Annotated in this window: 17 protein-coding genes; 5 read left to right on the forward strand and 12 right to left on the reverse strand. The window is 64.5% G+C overall.

The genetic code is table 11. From position 1 onward, the window contains the following. Positions 1-8 precede the first annotated feature (8 nt). The 9 genes from AC1D0O_RS10475 to AC1D0O_RS10515 all read right to left on the reverse strand — a co-directional run bounded on the left by AC1D0O_RS10475 (position 9) and on the right by AC1D0O_RS10515 (position 11414). Complete coding sequence (locus AC1D0O_RS10475) at positions 9-794, reverse strand: hypothetical protein (protein ID WP_477653462.1); 786 nt, start codon at positions 792-794, stop codon at positions 9-11. A gap of 389 nt (positions 795-1183) precedes the next feature. Then, complete coding sequence (locus tag AC1D0O_RS10480) at positions 1184-2197, reverse strand: cupin-like domain-containing protein (protein ID WP_477653463.1); 1014 nt, start codon at positions 2195-2197, stop codon at positions 1184-1186. Positions 2198-2254: 57 nt separating this feature from the next. Next, a complete protein-coding gene (locus AC1D0O_RS10485; protein WP_477653464.1) occupies positions 2255-3613 on the reverse strand; it encodes a TolC family outer membrane protein in 1359 nt (452 codons plus the stop codon). 50 nt (positions 3614-3663) lie between these two features. Further along, on the reverse strand, positions 3664-4020 hold the full coding sequence (locus AC1D0O_RS10490) for a rhodanese-like domain-containing protein (RefSeq protein WP_477653465.1): 357 nt from the start codon (positions 4018-4020) through the stop codon (positions 3664-3666). 23 nt (positions 4021-4043) lie between these two features. Further along, positions 4044-4733: a protein-L-isoaspartate O-methyltransferase family protein gene (locus AC1D0O_RS10495; protein ID WP_477653466.1), complete on the reverse strand. Its 690-nt coding sequence runs from the start codon at positions 4731-4733 to the stop codon at positions 4044-4046. Between the two features lie 74 nt (positions 4734-4807). Further along, the gene (locus AC1D0O_RS10500) at positions 4808-8062 is read right to left on the reverse strand and encodes an efflux RND transporter permease subunit (RefSeq protein WP_477653467.1); all 3255 of its coding nucleotides are present in this window, start codon (positions 8060-8062) and stop codon (positions 4808-4810) included. A gap of 12 nt (positions 8063-8074) precedes the next feature. Continuing rightward, the gene (locus tag AC1D0O_RS10505; protein WP_477653468.1) at positions 8075-9277 is read right to left on the reverse strand and encodes an efflux RND transporter periplasmic adaptor subunit; all 1203 of its coding nucleotides are present in this window, start codon (positions 9275-9277) and stop codon (positions 8075-8077) included. Beyond that, positions 9274-9972: a TetR/AcrR family transcriptional regulator gene (locus AC1D0O_RS10510; protein WP_477653469.1), complete on the reverse strand. Its 699-nt coding sequence runs from the start codon at positions 9970-9972 to the stop codon at positions 9274-9276. Before AC1D0O_RS10510 ends, AC1D0O_RS10505 begins: the two co-directional genes overlap by 4 nt. 245 nt (positions 9973-10217) lie before the next feature. Further along, entirely contained in the window at positions 10218-11414 is a 1197-nt protein-coding gene (locus AC1D0O_RS10515) for an acyl-CoA dehydrogenase (RefSeq protein ID WP_477653470.1), read from the reverse strand. A gap of 146 nt (positions 11415-11560) precedes the next feature. Here AC1D0O_RS10515 and AC1D0O_RS10520 point away from each other — a divergent pair, with 146 nt between their 5' ends. From AC1D0O_RS10520 to msrA, 3 genes are all read left to right on the forward strand, one after another. After that, positions 11561-12457, forward strand: a complete 897-nt coding sequence (locus AC1D0O_RS10520) for a LysR family transcriptional regulator (protein ID WP_477653471.1) — start codon at positions 11561-11563, stop codon at positions 12455-12457. Positions 12458-12594: 137 nt separating this feature from the next. Beyond that, positions 12595-12873, forward strand: a complete 279-nt coding sequence (locus tag AC1D0O_RS10525) for a hypothetical protein (protein WP_477653472.1) — start codon at positions 12595-12597, stop codon at positions 12871-12873. A gap of 104 nt (positions 12874-12977) precedes the next feature. Beyond that, the gene (gene msrA, locus AC1D0O_RS10530) at positions 12978-13520 is read left to right on the forward strand and encodes a peptide-methionine (S)-S-oxide reductase MsrA (protein WP_477653473.1); all 543 of its coding nucleotides are present in this window, start codon (positions 12978-12980) and stop codon (positions 13518-13520) included. Positions 13521-13568: 48 nt separating this feature from the next. Here msrA and AC1D0O_RS10535 read toward each other — a convergent pair whose 3' ends face one another. The 3 genes from AC1D0O_RS10535 to AC1D0O_RS10545 all read right to left on the reverse strand — a co-directional run bounded on the left by AC1D0O_RS10535 (position 13569) and on the right by AC1D0O_RS10545 (position 15516). Beyond that, positions 13569-14081, reverse strand: a complete 513-nt coding sequence (locus AC1D0O_RS10535; protein WP_477653474.1) for an SRPBCC family protein — start codon at positions 14079-14081, stop codon at positions 13569-13571. Then, positions 14068-14457, reverse strand: coding sequence for an ArsR/SmtB family transcription factor (locus AC1D0O_RS10540; protein WP_477653475.1), 390 nt, complete (start codon positions 14455-14457; stop codon positions 14068-14070). Before AC1D0O_RS10540 ends, AC1D0O_RS10535 begins: the two co-directional genes overlap by 14 nt. Positions 14458-14544: 87 nt before the next feature. After that, positions 14545-15516: a M14 family metallopeptidase gene (locus AC1D0O_RS10545; RefSeq protein WP_477653476.1), complete on the reverse strand. Its 972-nt coding sequence runs from the start codon at positions 15514-15516 to the stop codon at positions 14545-14547. Between the two features lie 194 nt (positions 15517-15710). Between AC1D0O_RS10545 and AC1D0O_RS10550 the strand changes: the two genes are divergently transcribed. Then, positions 15711-16094 carry a hypothetical protein gene (locus tag AC1D0O_RS10550; protein WP_477653477.1) on the forward strand — a complete coding sequence of 128 codons (384 nt, stop codon included), beginning with the start codon at positions 15711-15713 and terminating at the stop codon, positions 16092-16094. Positions 16095-16153: 59 nt separating this feature from the next. Then, positions 16154-16423 carry a hypothetical protein gene (locus AC1D0O_RS10555; RefSeq protein ID WP_477653478.1) on the forward strand — a complete coding sequence of 90 codons (270 nt, stop codon included), beginning with the start codon at positions 16154-16156 and terminating at the stop codon, positions 16421-16423. Positions 16424-16511: the final 88 nt, after the last annotated feature.

Genomic DNA, 16511 nt, shown 5'->3' on the forward strand with positions numbered 1-16511 from the left:
CAGGAATGTCAGCTTCCCGTGACCGGTCTTCCCATGGCCGCTTTTCGGGCCTTGGTCTCCGACGGAAACCTCGGGTTGTAAGAAAAGAACCTGGTCGAAGTTTTGAAAGTGGTGGCCCATCCCACGAGTTCGCCATTGGTATCGGCGTAAAGACGGATGGTTCCTTTGCCCAGCCCTTTGACCTTGTTTGACGGATCGCTCAACCTGCTGTCGTCATCGCCGGTATACGCCTCATTCGAGTCGATGATGGAAACTTCGAATTGCCTGGTTTCTTCAACAACAGGTTTTCTGGGGGCGACTTGTTTCGGGTGGCCGTTGATTAAAAATACATGGCCTGTCGACCCGGTTTTCTTTTTGTCTTCAACATTCAGCATGGCGTGCGCCAGAACGTCTCCGGGCTTTAAATCCTGGACTTTTGTGATGCGCGTAAATGCCCCCTCTTTTTCGATGGAGAGAACGAAATCTTCCGCCGTGTGTTTTTTCCTGTTGGGTGTCCACTCCAGAAACGACATCTTCGATTGCGTCGAGTATTTGGCCCGCTCAAAAACCGCCAGCAAGAAACCGGAGCAGTCGGCCCTCATCGCATACCTGTTCGACAGGAAATCTCCCGGGAAGCTGATGGATCGTTCCCTGAGCGCGTATTGATTGTCTTCGGGCTTTATGTTCTCAACCAGCTCGCGGGCGATAGCCAGGTGCCGGGGAACTTCCGTGGAATCGGTCTGTGCCTTCGCCGGGGAACCGCAAAGCAAGGCGGCGGCGAAAAAGAAGAACAGCGCTCTCAAGTGGATTGTCATGTCGGCACTCCTGCGCGCTAGGCGCCTGAACTGGCGGCGGCTGCTTCGGCTTGAAGCATCCGCGCGCATACGGCCAGATTGGGTGGCAACAGCAACAATAACACCGGGGGGCCGTTTTTTCATCCCCTGGCAAGTGGCGGACGTTCAAATGTGGCGTCCGCATGACACGGGTTCTGAAGTGGCAGCTCCAATCCAGCAGGGGCCGCGGAACCGACTTTGCCGGGCCGCAGGCGCAGCGGCCCCCTCGGGGGGCAGGAAGCTACACGAAGTGAGCGACCGTGGGGTTCTTGTCTTCACCAGCAGGGGCCGCGGAACCGGCTTTGCCGGGCCGCAGGCGCAGCGGCCCCCTCGGGGGGCAGGAAGCTACACGAAGTGAGCGACCGTGGGGGCTATCTCTTCTGATGGCAGGTGCAGTTGTCCCGGGCGTAGAGGCCCAGGTGATGCGCCCAGTCGCGCAGTGTGGCCCAGGCGCCGCCGGTGGCGACTTCCCAGGGCGTGAGGCCGAACATGCCCAGGCTGATCGACGGTTCCACCGACACCACGGAATGCCAGGTGCGCCTGGGAATGAACAGGGCATCGCCGGCTTCAACGCGGGCATGGTAGCCGTGGGCTTTTTCGAAGGACGCGAGTTCGCGGACTTGCTCGGGCAGGCGCGAGACGTTGATGTCGCTGAGCGTGGCGCCCCAGTCGTATTTGGCGGCCGGGCACATGTGCTGGCGCTGGTCGGGTGAAAAAAGGATGAATTCCTTGACGCCCTGGAGCTGCACAAACCAGTTGTGCGGGAAATCATTGTGCAGGCCGGTCACGGTATTGGCCGGGCCCATGAACACGTATTCCCAGGTCATGCGGCCGGGCCACAGGCTCTTGATGAGCAGGTCTTCGCGCAACTCGGGGTATTTCTCGAGGATGTCCCACTGCGCCAGGTACAGGGTCGTCGGCTTGAACGACTGCATGTGGGCCCAGTTCAGGTGAAAGCGCTCGCCGGGTTTGTAGCCGTCCCGCACCGGTTTGGGCAGCAGGCCGGCCATGGGGTCCGGCGTGCGCTGCGCCGCCTTGCCGAGTTCCCGCAGGTAGGGCGCGACCGGAAGAAAGGGGCGGCCCTTGGTCACGCCCTGTTCGACCAGGCCGTCGGTGAACTTGACCGGCACCTCGGCGCCCTTGCCGGCGCAGACGTCGGCGAGGAATTCAAACGACCATTTTTTCCAGGCCGGCCAGTGGTGGATGCCGCCCTTGACGAGCACGGGTTTGTCGAACGGTTGCGTGCGGCCAGCGCGCTTGAGTTCTTCCCAGGTGGTTTCCTCGATCCGCTCGAAGCTGGGGCCTTTTAGAGCATGTACCGGCGCATCGGTCACGCGTTCGGCCTCTATCGGCAGGGGCAGGGGATTGTGTGCGGGCATCAACATGGAAATTCTGGCCGGCGGACCGGCCTTTGTTGGAGTGTTGTGAAGCGGGCCGCGAATTCAGGGGGCGAGCAGCGCGTTGATCTTGAGCAGGTCGTCGGGTGTCAGCGTGCCGTTGGCCTGGCGCAGTTTCAGGTCGCCGAGCAGCACGTCGTAGCGCGCCTTGGCCAGGTCGCGTTTGGTCTGGAACAGCTGGCTTTGCGAATTGAGCACGTCGATGTTGATGCGCACGCCGACCTGGTAGCCCAGCCGGTTGGCGTCGAGCGCGCTCTGGCTGGACAGCTCGGCCGCTTCCAGTGCCTTGACCTGGCCCTGGCCGGACTGCACGCCGAAGTAGGCGGTGCGCGTGGCCTGGGCCACGGTGCGCCGCGCGCCTTCGAGGTCGCTCTTGGCCTTGTCGCGCAGCGACAGGGTTTCGCGCACGCGGTTTTGCGTGGCGAAGCCGGCGAACAGCGGCACGTTGAGCACCACGCCGACGGTAGTGGTGTTGGTGCGGAAGGCAAAAGGCGGGATGGTGGTCGCCGTGCCCGAGGGGTTGCGCGTGACGTTGTAGCTGGCCTGCGCGTCCAGCGTAGGCTTGTGGCCGGCTTCGGCCTTGTTCACTTCCAGTTCGGCGATCTCGACATTGCTTTGCGCCTGGCGGATGCTGGGATGCACCAGCTCGGATTGCTCGACCCAGGTGTTGACGTCGGCGGGCGTCACGACCGGCAGGCCGACGGGGGTGGCCAGGGGCTTGGGCTGGGTTTCGGTCTTGCCGACCAGGGTGTCGAGCGCGATTTTTTTGACGCGCAGGTCGTTCTCGGCGGCGAGCTCCTGGGCGATCACCAGGTCGTAGCGGGCCTGCGCTTCACGCGTGTCGGTGATGGTGGAGGTGCCGACCTCGAAGTTGCGCTTGGCCGACGCCAGCTGCTCGGCCACCGCGGCTTTCTGGGCGCGCACAAAGGTCAGGGTGTCCTGCGCGGCCAGCACGTCGAAGTAGGCCTGGCTGGTGCGCACGATCAGGTCCTGGTCGGCGCCCTGCAACTGGGCCTGGGCCAGTTCCACCTGACGGGAGGCCTGCTGGTAGGTGGCCCAGTTGGCCGGGCGGTACAGCGGCTGGGACAGGTTGAGCGCGGCGTTTTGCGTGTTGAAGCTGCGGTCTATCACCGGGGCGGTGTTTTCAAACGAGGTGCGCGACGCGCCGGCCGAAATGCCCGCCGTCGGCAGGATGCCGGCCTTGGCCTGGTCGGCCCTGGCGAGGTTGGCGTCGTATTGCAGCTTGGCCGACTGGTAAGAGGCGTCGAAGGCGCGGGCCGACTCATACAGCTCGACGAGACTCTGGGCGTGCGCCAGGGGCGCCATGGCCAGCAGTGCCACGGCGGCCGCAATCGACAAGGGCAACATCGCCGGGCGGGCCGGCGGTTTCTTGGGCGTGGTCATAAGGGTCCTGAAGAAATGGATGAATCGGCGGATGAAAAAAACGGCGGGGCTCAGTAAAGCGGCACGGAGCGGTCCACCTGCTGCGACCAGGCATTGATGCCGCCCTGCAGGTTGACGACTTCGGTGAAGCCGCTTTGCATCAGATAGTTGGCCACCTGCAGGCTGCGCATGCCGTGGTGGCACAGGCAGGCAATCGGCTGGCCGGCGCCGGCTTCCTGCAGCTCGGCCAGGCGCTGCGGTATTTCGCGCATCGGGATGTGGACCAGCCTGAAACCGTCTTCCTTGACCGAGGCCGTCTGCAGCTCCCAGGGCTCGCGCACGTCGAGCACCACGGGCAGGGCGGGCGCGCCGGCGCCGGCGTTGTCGCGCCAGGCACTGAAATCGGCGGGGTTGAGCTGGGGAATCATGAACGGTGCTTTCGGGCGTTGTTTCAGAAGCTGAAGACCGAGGGTTCGGGGAAGTTCAGCAGGCGCGGCGCGACGGTGTCCCAGGCCTGGGTGGTGCGCCAGGCGTCTTCGGCCACGCGCGTGACCAGGGTGGCGCGCATCATGGGTTCGAAACCGACGATGGCGCTCAGGCGGCCGCCGACCTTGAGCAGGGACAGCAGCGAAGCCGGCACCTCGGCGACGGAACCGCTCAGCACGATCACGTCAAAAGGGCCGCGCAGCGGGTCGTTGCCGGCGACAGCCTGCGCCAGCTTGGCGGCGCCGTCGCCGGTGCGCACTTCGGCGTTGTAGAGGCCGGCGCGCTGCAGGTTGTCGCGCGCGGTTTGCGCCAGCACGGGGTCGATTTCAAGCGTGATCACCTGCTGGGCGCGGTGCGCCAGCAGGGCGGCCATGTAACCGGAGCCGGCGCCGATCTCGAGCACTTTTTCGTGCTTCTGCACGGCCAGCTCCTGCAGGATGCGGGCTTCGACCTTGGGGGCCAGCATGCACTGGCTGGGGTTGGCCTGGGGCGGCAGCGGGATTTCCATATCGACAAAGGCCAGCGCCTTGTGGGCCGCCGGCACGAAGTCTTCGCGCTTGACCACGGCGAGCAGGGAGAGGATCTGGTTGTCCAGCACTTCCCAGGGGCGGATCTGCTGTTCAATCATGTTGAATCGGGCTTGTTCGTAGTTCATGGCGGGCCTGTGGTTTGGCGAATTTTGGGGGGAAAGAGGGGAAGAACGGGTGTTCACGAGATAAACCTTTGATTTTAGCGGCCGGCCATGACAGGTACGGGAGGGGCCGGCGGTGTTTCAGAGGGGTCAGCGGCCCGGGTTTTGCGGCCGAACTTGCGCTTGAACCATTGGCCCAGGTCGTCCAGGTAGCAGTAGGTCACGGGCACCACCACCAGCGTCAGCAGCGAGGAGGTGATCACGCCGCCGATGACGGCCTGGCCCATGGGGGCGCGCTGCTCCGAACCCTCGGTCAGGGCAAAGGCCAGCGGCACCATGCCGAAGATCATCGCCAGCGTGGTCATCAGGATGGGGCGCAGCCGGACCTTGGCGGCATGCAGCAGGGCTTCGCCGCGCTCCATGCCGGGCACGCGGTGGCCGTCCACGTCGAGCCGGTCGGCACGCATGCGGATGGCGAAATCGACCAGCAGGATGGCGTTCTTGGTGACCAGGCCCATCAGCATCACCACGCCGATGATGGAGAACATCGACAGCGTGGAGCGGAACAGCAGCAGCGCCAGCACCACGCCGATCAGGGTCAGCGGCAGCGAGGTCATCAGCGCCATGGGCTGCAGAAAGCTCTTGAACTGGCTGGCCAGGATCATGTAGATGAACAGGATGGCCATCACCAGGGCGGACACCGCGTAGCCGAAGGACTCGGCCATGTTCTTGGTGGAGCCGCTGAACTGGTAGCGGTAGCCGGGCGGGAAGCTGAAGTTGTCGAGCACGGCCTTGATGTCGTTGGAGACCTCGCCGGCCGATCGCTGGTAGACGTTGGCGTTGATGGAGACCTCGCGCGCCATGTCGCGCCGGTTGATCTGGTTGGGCCCGGTGGATTCCTTCACGGTCGCCACCTGGTTGAGCCGTATGACGCGAGAGGAGCCGTCGGCATTGCTGCCCATGGCGCTGCTCATGAAGGGCAGACGCTCCAGGTCTTGCGGGGCGGTGCGGGCGCCTGGCGCCAGGCGCACGTTGACGTCGTAGGTCTGGTCGTCGGGCGCGCGCCAGTTGCCCACCGTCTGGCCGGCCACCAGGGTGCGCAGGGAGGCGGCGATCTGCGAGACCGACAGGCCCAGGTCGGAAGCGGCGTCGCGCCGCACGTCGACCTCGATCACCGGCTTGTCGGCCTTGACGCTGGAGTCCAGGTCGACCAGGCCGGGGATGCCCCTGATTTTGTCGCTGACCGCGCGGGTGAGCCGTTCGAGTTCCTTGAGGTCGGTGCCTTGCAGGGAAAACTCCACCTGCTTGTTGCCGCCCACCGAGTCGAGCAGGCCGACGTGCGTCACCGTGATGCCGGGCACCTGCTTGAGCCGCTCGCGCAGCGCGCCCGACATCTCGTCGACGCTGCGCGTGCGCGCCTTGCGATCGATGAGGCGCACATAGAGGCTGGCGTACATCTTGCCCTGGGCATTGCCGGTGTTGAGGGTGGCCAGCGTGAATTTCACCTCCGGAAACTCGCGCACGATGGCCTCGACCTGGCGCGCCTTGGCCTCGGTGTTTTCCAGCGATGAGCCGACCGGCGTGTAGAAGTTCAGGGTGGTTTCCGAGAAGTCGGCCTTGGGCACGAACTCGGTGCCCAGCAGCGGCACCATGAAGATGCTGGTGACAAAGATCGCCACGGCCATCACCAGCGTCGCCAGCTTGTGGCCCAGCGACCAGCGCAGGATGCCCTGGTAGCTGCCGCTCAGGGATTCGGTGGCGCGGTCAAACCAGCCGGTGACGCGGCCTATGGTCTTGTCGTAGAAGGTGACGGGCGCGCCGCGCCGGCCGTGTGACGCGATGGCCGGGTCGTGCCAGATGCTGGAGAGCATGGGGTCCAGCGTGAAGCTCACGAACATCGAGATCAGCACCGCCGCCACGATGGTCACGCCGAATTCGTGGAAGAACTTGCCGATGATGCCGCCCATGAAACCGATGGGCAGGAACACGGCCACGATGGAGAAGGTGGTGGCCAGCACGGCCAGGCCGATTTCCTGGGTTCCGTCCATCGAGGCGCGGTAGGGGTCCTTGCCCATCTGCACGTGGCGCACGATGTTCTCGCGCACCACGATGGCGTCGTCGATCAGCAGGCCCACGCACAGCGACAGCGCCATCAGCGTGATCATGTTGATGGTGAAGCCGAACAGGTTCATGAATAAAAAGGTGCCGATGATGGAGATCGGCAGCGTCAGCCCGGTGATCACAGTGGAGCGCCAGGAGTTCAGGAACAGGAAGACGATGAGCACGGTGAGCAGCGCGCCTTCGATCAGCGTGCGGCGCACGTTCTCGACCGCCACGCGTATCGGGCGCGATCCGTCGCCGATGAGTTCCAGCCGCGCGCCGGGCGGCAGCAGTGGTTGCAGCTCGGCCACGGCCTTGTTCAGGCCGTCGACCACGGCAATGGTGTTTTCGTCCTGGGCTTTTTGCACCGTGAGCAGCAGGGTGCGCTGGCCGTTGTACAGCGCCATGCTGTCGAGTTCCTGCGCGCCGTCGGCGATGCGGGCCACCTGGTCGACGGTGACCGCCGCGGCCGTGCCGCCGGCCGCACCCTTGCGCGCCACGATGATCTTGCCGAAGTCTTCGGGCCGCTTCATGCGCGCGTCGATCTTGACGACGCGCTCCTGCTGCAGCGAACGGATGGCGCCTACCGGCAGGTCCTGGTTCTCGTTGCGCACGGCGTTGACCACCTGGTCGGCGCTGATGCCCAGCGATTCCATGGCCTGCGGATTCAGGTAGACGTTGATCTCGCGTTTGGTGCCGCCCACCAGCGTGACGGAGCCGGCGCCGCGCACGTTTTCCAGGCGCTTTTTCAAGACCTGGTCAGCCCAGTTGGTCAGTTCGACCGCATCCATGGCCTTGCCGCTGCCTGCCTGGGTCTGGGGCAGGACGGCCACAGACCAGATCGCGCGGCTGGCCGGGTCGAAGCGCAGCACGCGCGGTTCCTTGACCTCATCGCGGAAGTTGGGCCTGATGGCCGCGATTTTTTCGCGCACGTCTTCGGCCGCGCGGCGTCCGTCGATATAGAGCTGGAACTCCATGATGACGACGGACTGGCCTTCATAGCTGCGCGAGGTCAGCGCATTGATGCCGGCGATCGAGTTGACGCCTTCCTCGATCTTTTTGGTGACTTCGCTCTCGACGATTTCGGGCGAGGCGCCGGGGTATTCGGCGGTGATCACGACCACCGGGAAGTCGATGTTGGGGAACTGGTCGACCTGCATGCGCTGGTAGGAGAACAGGCCCAGCACCACGATGGCCAGCATGACCATGGTGGCGAACACGGGATTCTTGAGGCTGACCTGCGTGAACCACATGCGCGTGAAGCCTCAGGGCGCCGGTTTGGCGGGCGTGCTGGCGGGAGGCTGCGCGGAGCCGGCCGCGGACAGCTGCGTGAAGCGCACTTTGGTGCCTTCGCGCAGCGCGCCTATCTCGCCGCGAACGACGAGCGCGCCGTCTTCCAGGCCCTTCACCGCCACCACGGCATCGCCGCCGGCGGCGCCGCGTGTGCCCAGTTCGACGGGCTTGTGCACCACCACGCCGTTTTCAACGGCCTGCGCATAGGGCGCGGGCTTGTCGGTGCGCACGGCGCTGACGGGCAGCGACAGCAGCGAGGCGCGCGCCGTGCCCAGGGTGCCCTGGGCGAACAGGCCCTGGCGCAGCGGCGGGGCGCTGCCTTCGCCGGAGGCGCCGGGATTGTCTATGGTCAGGTAGGCCAGCACGCTGCGGCTGCCGGCCTGCGCGCTGGGGTTGATGCGCGCGACCACGGCCGTCACGGGCTGGCGGCTGCCTTCCACCTGCAACTGGGCGCTCTGGCCCACGCGTACTTCCATGGAGTCGGTGGCGCTCAGCGTGGCCTCAAGCTCGAGCCGGCTCAGGTCCACGATCTCCACGATTTTGGTGTCAATGCCCACGCGCTCACCGGGCTGCGCCAGGCGTTGCGAGACCTGGCCGGCGATCGGCGCCTTCAGCACCGTGTCGTCCAGCGATTTAGTGGCCACGTCGGTGGCGGCCAGCGCGGCCTTGTAGGTGGATTGCGCGGCGTTGAGGTTGGCCAGCGAAGTGTCCAGCGCGGTCTTGGAAATGAAACCCTGGTCGACCAGCGCCTTGTTGTTGTCGTACTGGCGCTGCACCACGTCGACCTGGGCCTTGGCGGACTCGGCCTGTTCACGGGCCTGGCGCACGCGCGACTGGTATTCGGCGGCGTCGATGCGCGCGATCACCTGGCCGGCCTTGACCACGTCGCCCTCGCGCACGGCCAGCCCCTGCAGCTCGCCGGCAACCCTGGCCTTGATGACGGCGGAGTTGACGGCCTTGAGCGAGCCCGAGACGGGCAGGCCCTGCACGACTTCGCGCACCTGGACCTTGACTACATCGGTGCCGGCGAGTTCTACCAGGCCCATGTCCCTGGTCGTGCTGCTGACGGCCAGCGCCTGCTGCTGGGCCTTGCGCGCGGCCAGCGCGCGCAGCACCCCACCCGCGATGAGCAGCACGATGAGCCCGGCGATCGCCCACTTGAGCCAGCGCTTCATGCTGCGGCTTTCCTGTGGGCCCGGACGGCGATGCCGGCCGGTGCGGAGATGCCGTTCAGGATGGTTTCCACCTGGAAGGCGATGTATTTTTGGGGGTCCAGCTCCGTGTCGCTGCTCAAACACACGCCGGCGGAGTGCCTGGACAGGATCAGGAAAATCATGGGCGCGATCACCAGGTAGACGGCGTAGTCCAGGTCCATGGGACGGAACTCGCCGCGGTCCATGCCGCGCTGCAGGACGGCGCGAATCAAGGCCTGGCCGGGCATGATGACTTCCTGCTGGTAAAAGGCCGCGATGTCGGGGAAGTTCTTGGCTTCGCTCATCATGAGCTTGGTCAGGCCCGAGGCGCGTGTCAGGCCCACGCGCTCCCACCAGCTGTTCATGCAGTAGGCCAGCAATTCGGGCGTGGTGCCTTCAAAGGCGTCCAGCTCGGCGCGCCATTCGGTGAAGCGGCCCGAGATGTTTTCACGCACCACGGCCTTGAACAGCTCTTCCTTGCTCTGGAAGTAGAGGAACAGCGTGCCCTTGGAGACGCCAGCGCGGGCGGCGACTTCCTCGGCGCGGGTCGCGGCAAAGCCTTTTTCGACAAAAAGGTCCAGCGCGGCCTCCAGCAGCTCGCCTGGGCGTGCTTCCTTGCGGCGCTCGCGTTTGGCGGCGACGGCCGTGGTGTCGCTGAAGAGTTTGGAAAGTGACATAGTTACTGACTGACTGGTTAGTAATATATCTGCTTACTTTCCGACCGTCAACCCAAACCGCCTAGGCTACACCGGGGTCGCTGGAGGACCTCGCCCTTCAAAGTAAACCCGCGGTAAAGCCGTTGCGGGTGCGACTTTGCGGCTACATGGGCCCCTGGGCGCAGGCTCACGCAGGCCGGCGGCGCCCGGTGGCCACCGGACAGCCCCCGCAAGGCCTGCCTGGCGACAAAAAGAAAAAGCGCTTCTTAATAGAAGGCCTGCAGCCCGGTCTGTGCACGGCCCAGGATCAAGGCATGCACATCGTGCGTGCCTTCATAGGTGTTGACGGTTTCCAGGTTGATCATGTGGCGGATCACATGGTATTCGTCATGGATGCCGTTGCCGCCGTGCATGTCGCGCGCCATGCGGGCGATGTCCAGTGACTTGCCGCAACTGTTGCGCTTGATCAGCGAAATCATTTCCGGCACGGCCTTGTCTTCATCCATCAGCCGGCCCACACGCAGGCAGGCCTGCAGGCCCAGCGTGATCTCGGTCTGCATGTCGGCGAGTTTTTTCTGGATCAGCTGGTTCTGCGCCAGCGGGCGGCCGAACTGCTGGCGGTCCAGGGTGTACTGGCGCGCGCGGAACCAACAATCTTCGGCCGCGCCCAAAGCACCCCAGGCGATGCCGTAGCGCGCCTTGTTGAGGCAGCCGAAAGGGCCCTTGAGGCCGCTGACGTTGGGTAGCAGGTTGGCTTCGGGCACGAACACGTCGTCCATCACGATTTCGCCGGTGATGGAGGCGCGCAAGCTCATCTTGCCTTCGATCTTGGGTGCCGAGAGGCCCTTCATGCCTTTTTCGAGCACAAAGCCGCGAATGCTTTCCTGGCCGCCGACCTTGCCGTCGGGATCTTCCAGCTTGGCCCAGACGACGAAGACGTCGGCGATGGGGCTGTTGGTGATCCACATCTTGGCGCCCTTGAGGATGAAGCCGCCGTCGACGGGCTTGGCGCGCGTCAGCATGCTGGCCGGGTCGGAGCCGTGGTTGGGTTCGGTCAGGCCGAAGCAGCCCACCCATTCGCCGGTGGCCAGCTTGGGCAGGTATTTCTGTTTTTGCGCTTCGCTGCCGTAGGCGTTGATGGGGTGCATGACCAGCGAGCTCTGCACGCTGATGGCGCTGCGGTAGCCGCTGTCCACGCGCTCGACTTCGCGTGCCACCAGGCCGTAACTCACGTAGTTGAGGCCGGCGCAGCCGTAGCCTTCAATCGTCGAGCCCAGGAAGCCCATGGCGCCCGCCTCATTCATGATCTCGCGGTCGAACTTCTCGTGGCGCGCCGCCATCAGTACGCGCGGCTGCAGCTTCTCCTGGCAAAAGGCGTGGGCGGCGTCGGCGATGGCGCGCTCGTCGTCGCTCAGTTGCTCCATGAAGAAAAACGGGTCCTGCCAGTTGAAGGTGGTTTTCATGGTCTGTGTCTCCGGAAAAGGGAAGGGGGCTTGGTTTGCAGTGTAGGGGCGCGGCCTGCGGTGCCGGCGGCCATGGGTGATTGTTTGACAAGCATGAATAGTTGTCTAATATCAATTATTGATTCAACGATATAAAAAACATATTCATGGAATTCCGCCACCTCCGCTATTTCCTGGTCCTGGCCGAAGAGCTGCACTTCGGCCGCGCGGCCCGGCGCCTGTCGATCTCGCAGCCGCCGCTGTCGCTGAACATCCAGCAGTTGGAAGCCTCCATAGGCGCGAAGCTGTTCACGCGCAGCAGCAAGTCCGTGCAGCTGACGGCCGCAGGCCAGGCCTTTGTGCCGGCGGCGCGCGCCCTGCTGGACCAGGCCGCGCAGGCGGCCGGCCATGCGCGCGACGTGGGCCAGGGCATGGCCGGCAGCCTGGCCATCGGTTTCTCGGGCACCATGCTGTACAGCGGCCTGCCCCGTATCCTGGAACGTTTCCAGGCTGAACACCCGCTGCTGCGCCTGACGCTGAAGGAGCTCAGCTCCAGTGAACAACTCATAGAACTGGCGCACGACAGGCTGGACCTGGGTTTTGTGCACACCACGCGTGTGCCGCCCGAGCTGTCGCAAATCCTGGTATCCAGCCAGGCCTTCATCTGCTGCCTGCCGGCCGGCCATGCGCTGGCCCGCAAGCGCTCGCTGTCTCTTTCGGCCCTGCAGGGTGATCCCTTTGCCGTGGTGTCGCGCGCGGTCTCACCCGACTACCACGAACGCATCCTGGCGATCTGCACCGAAGCCGGGTTTTACCCCGAGATGCGTTATGAACTGCGGCATTGGCTCAGCGTGGTCTCGCTGGTGTCGCAAGGCATGGGCGTGGCGCTGGTGCCGGCCGCGCTACGGCAGTCGGCCATGGCCGGCGCGGCCTTTGTGCCGCTGGATGCGGCCACCACGCCTTACGACACGCATTGCCTGTGGAAGACCGCGCGTGGCGGCCATGCGGCGCTGTCGGCGTTTGTGCAGGCAGTGCGCGCGATGGCGCCGGCGGCAAAGGACTGAAGCCCCCGCATCCGGCGTCCGGCGAAAGACCTTGGGAAAAGTATGTCCACCACTGGGGATTCAAAGCTGCCACCATCGGGCAGTTCATAGTCTTCAGTCTTCAGGAGAACGGCATCAACCCGTATATCTGGTGTGTGGTGGGTGCTCTCCTCGGCGGCGCCGCCTGCCTGTTCGCAGGCACCCGCGAAAAAATCCTCATCCTCGAAAACCTCGGTGTCGGCGTGTTTGGCGCCTACATAGGCGGTGACTTTGTGGCCGCCATACTCAGCCGTGGCAAGACCAACGATACGGTGTTCAGCATGGGTTCACTCGGCCTGGCTGTCGGCGGTGCTCTCGTCGCACTGGCCCTGCTGCGGCTGATGCAGCGCGCCGTCGGCCCCATGCAGCGCAGCAAGGCCGCGCGCCGCCGCGATTGAGCCCCTGCCCGGCAAGGGCAAGCGGGGCGAGCAGGGCAGGTGCGCGGCCCGCAGCGTAAGATTTCCGCTCGTTTCACGACCAACGTTTTTCAGCGGAGATTGCCATGTCCTCATCCCTTCAAACCATCACCCTGGGCGGCGGCTGCTTCTGGTGCACCGAGGCGGTGTACGTCAAGGTGCGCGGCGTGACCGACGTTGAGTCCGGCTACAGCAACGGCCAGGCCGCGCGGCCCAGCTATGAAGAAGTCTGCACCGGCCGCACCGGCAGCAACGAGGTGGTCAAGCTCACCTACGACCCGGCAGAGATCACGCTCAAGGAAATCCTCGAGATCTTTTTTGTGATCCACGACCCGACCAGCCTGAACCGCCAGGGCAATGACGCCGGCACGCAATACCGCAGCGGAATCTATTACTCAACGCCTGAGCAAAAAGAAGTGATCGACGGTTTCATCCGCGAAGTCAGCCAGGACAAAACCTTCGGCAAGCCCATCGTCACCGAAGTGCTGCCGGTCGAGAATTACTGGCCGGCCGAGGCCTATCACCAGGACTACTTCGAGAACAACCCCAACCAGGGTTACTGTGCCTTTGTGGTCGGCCCCAAGGTCGAGAAATTCCGCAAGACCTTTGCCTCGCGCGTGAAGGACTGATTGGCTCCTTCCCCCGCTGGGGGAAGGTTGGGATGGGGGCTGCCCGGTTCAGGCGCCTAGATGGGCTGCCAACTGGTCAAAGGTGCCGCCATAACCCTGGGCCATGGACGGATGCAAGTCCTCAAAATACCGGCGTTCCGCGGCGCTTTCGCCGAAGGGCCGGGCGCGCAATGACACGATGGTGCTGCCATCGCGCTCCGTGAAGCTCACCGAGTTTTCGATTTCCAGTGGGCAGTCCTCGCTGAAGGGCGCCCGCGCCATGCCGCAGTTTTCATTCGAGAACGAGTTGAGCCAGACCAGGCGTTCCTGCGCGGCGATTTCGCGGTAGTTGAAGCGCCCCCACATCGTGGGCGCATTCGGGAACTTCATGGCGTAGTGGAAAAAGCCGCCCGGCCTGAACTCAAAACGAAAGACCTCGATGGCGCAGCCCTTGGGGCCCCACCAGTGGCCGATCTGGGCAGCTTCGCTCCAGGCTTGCCAGACGCGCTCGCGCGGCGCCTTGAACACGCGGTCTATCAGGAAGGCCGGGCTACCGGCCTTGGTGTCGTCATTTGGAGGCATTTTTCTTTCCTTTCGATGGATTGGATGGATGGGGTGCACTGGCTGGTGTGGGGGCTGTCGATTGCAAAAACGCGTCCAGCCGTTCGAAGCTGTCTTCCCAGACATGGCGGTACAGCGCCATCCAGCTCGCGACTTCCTGCAGCGGCGCGGCTTCCAGGCGGCAGGGCCGGGTCTGGGCCGCGCGCCCGCGTGAAATCAGGCCGGCGCGTTCCAGCACTTTCAGGTGCTTGGAGATGGAAGGCTGGCTCATGTCAAAGGGGGCGGCCAATTCATTGACCGTGGCCTCGCCCGCGGCAAGCCGCGCGACGATGGCGCGGCGGGTCGGGTCGGCGAGCGCGGCGAAGGCCTTGTTCAGGGTGTCGGCGGAGGGTGTCATGTTCCTGCTTAGTTATATAGCTGTTTGGCTATATTAAGGCGGCTACACGGCGCTGTCAACCCGGCGCTCAGGGCGCCGGTCCGGCGTTCACACGCGCCGCTGAGCGAAGTAAAACCACTCCTGGCCGACCTCGCCGCGCGGGTTGGGAAACACCACAAAGCCGTCGGCCGGCGCGGTAATGGCTTCGCCGCCGTGCCGCGTGCCTATCGCTTCGCCGGCCTTGACCGCGTCAAAGCTGCGCCATTCGCGGGTGAAGCTGTCGCCCGCATGCTCGCGGTCTATGACGTCGACCAGGCGCAGGATTTCGCGCTCCATGGGGACCGGCGCGGCGGGCTGCGCCACAAGGCCCAGCAAACCCAGCGTCTGCAAGATCGCATAACGCGCCACCTGCACCGCCTGCGGGTCTTCATGCTGGCCGCATTCAAGTGTCACGCCGTAGCCGCCGCGTGAACGCATGTATTCCGTTGTGCCCACACCGTAGTTCGGGTCCGTCACCAGGCTTTGCGCGCGCGTGCCGCCGCTGGCTTCGGCCACCGCCGTGCGCCGCTTCACGCCGCGCGCATAAGTCTCCAGCCAGCCTTCGACGATGCGGTGCGGGCCGGTATGCAGGGCCAGCTGCATCTCTTCGGGCGCATGGGCAAATGGCTCGAGCGCGCCCTGGTTGTTCTGCGGGCCGATCATCACGAAGGGCGCGCCGCCGGTGTGGAAGGAATGCAAATCCAGCAGCACGTCGTGCGCATCGAGCAGCGGGCACAGCACGTTGGCGATGCGGTCTTCAAAATCCTGCGGGATCGCGCTGGGCGCCATGTTGCGATTCAGGTTGCGCTCGCCCATGCGCTGCTTGAGGCGGTAGGCCAGCGGGTTGGTCACCGGCACAAAGGTCACGGTCCCGCGTTCAATGCTGAGCGCACCGCCGTCGATTTCTTCGAGCAGCTGCGTGATGGCCCGCGTGCCGCAGGTCTCGTTGCCGTGCACGGCGCCGGTGACCAGCAGGCGCGGGCCCGGGGCCAGGCCGTGGTAGGTGTGGGCGCGCAGGTGGGTGGGGTGTTTGGGGGACATGGGGTATTACCGTGAAATGAGTATGAGGAGGGCGGATCTTCCGGCCTGATGCCGGGCCATGCCGCGTTCATATGACGTTATAGCGCAGGGCCGGGTTGGCGCCGCTGATCGACGGTATACATTAGCCTCAATCGTGGTCAAGCCCGCGATGCGGCACAAAGACCAGCGCAAGCCCCTCCCAACAAAAATCCCGTATGCACGCTGCCTGCAAAACCCTTTTCCTGGCGCTGCTCATCAGCCTGGTGCTTTTTGCCATTGCCTTCGGCACACCCGTGCTGAGCATGTTCACCTCGGCCAAAGTGCTGGAATGGGTAGGCTGTGTATCGGCCGGCTTTGACACACCGGCCATACGCTGCGGCTACGGCGGTGGTGGCGCCATCAGCGAACGCTTCGGTCCGCTTAGCTACTGGTTCACCACCCTGCTGGCGCCTTATTTCCTGGTCAAGCATTTCTGGGATGTGATGCTGGCCTGGCTGGCGCTGATCCTGCTGTTTGGCGGGCTGGCCACGGTCAGCGGCAACAGCAAGACTGCGCCGAAACGGCCTGCCGCATGGCCGGACACGCGCCCTGAAACCTGAGGGCATGTTTCGGCCTTCTTGCCTATGATGGATGCGTCGCTTGCAAAGACGGAGGCATCATGGACGCTGACCTTGAAAGCTTGTCGCGCGAACAGCTCATCGCTGAAGTGAAAAGATTGCGGCAGGGCATTCGCGAACACCGCGACAGCACCGGGCACGAGCTGTGCTGGCACCATCCCGCGCTGTGGTCGCTGCTGCCGGAGAAGTCGGACCCGCTTCCAGTGGTGCCCGACTGGCCGCAATTTTTGCAGGGCTGCCTGCGCTACCGCCAGTCGCTCGACGAACAATTGCCGCAGGCCCCCCGGAGCGACAAGCCCTACCGGGACTGACTTTACAAAGCCGGGCTGGAAACAGGCGCAATTGCGGTAATAATGCAACTCGATTGCGTTAATTGAAAATCCGTAGCCCTTCAGCGCT

The sequence above is a fragment of the Polaromonas sp. P1_F2 genome (genome assembly GCF_056405735.1).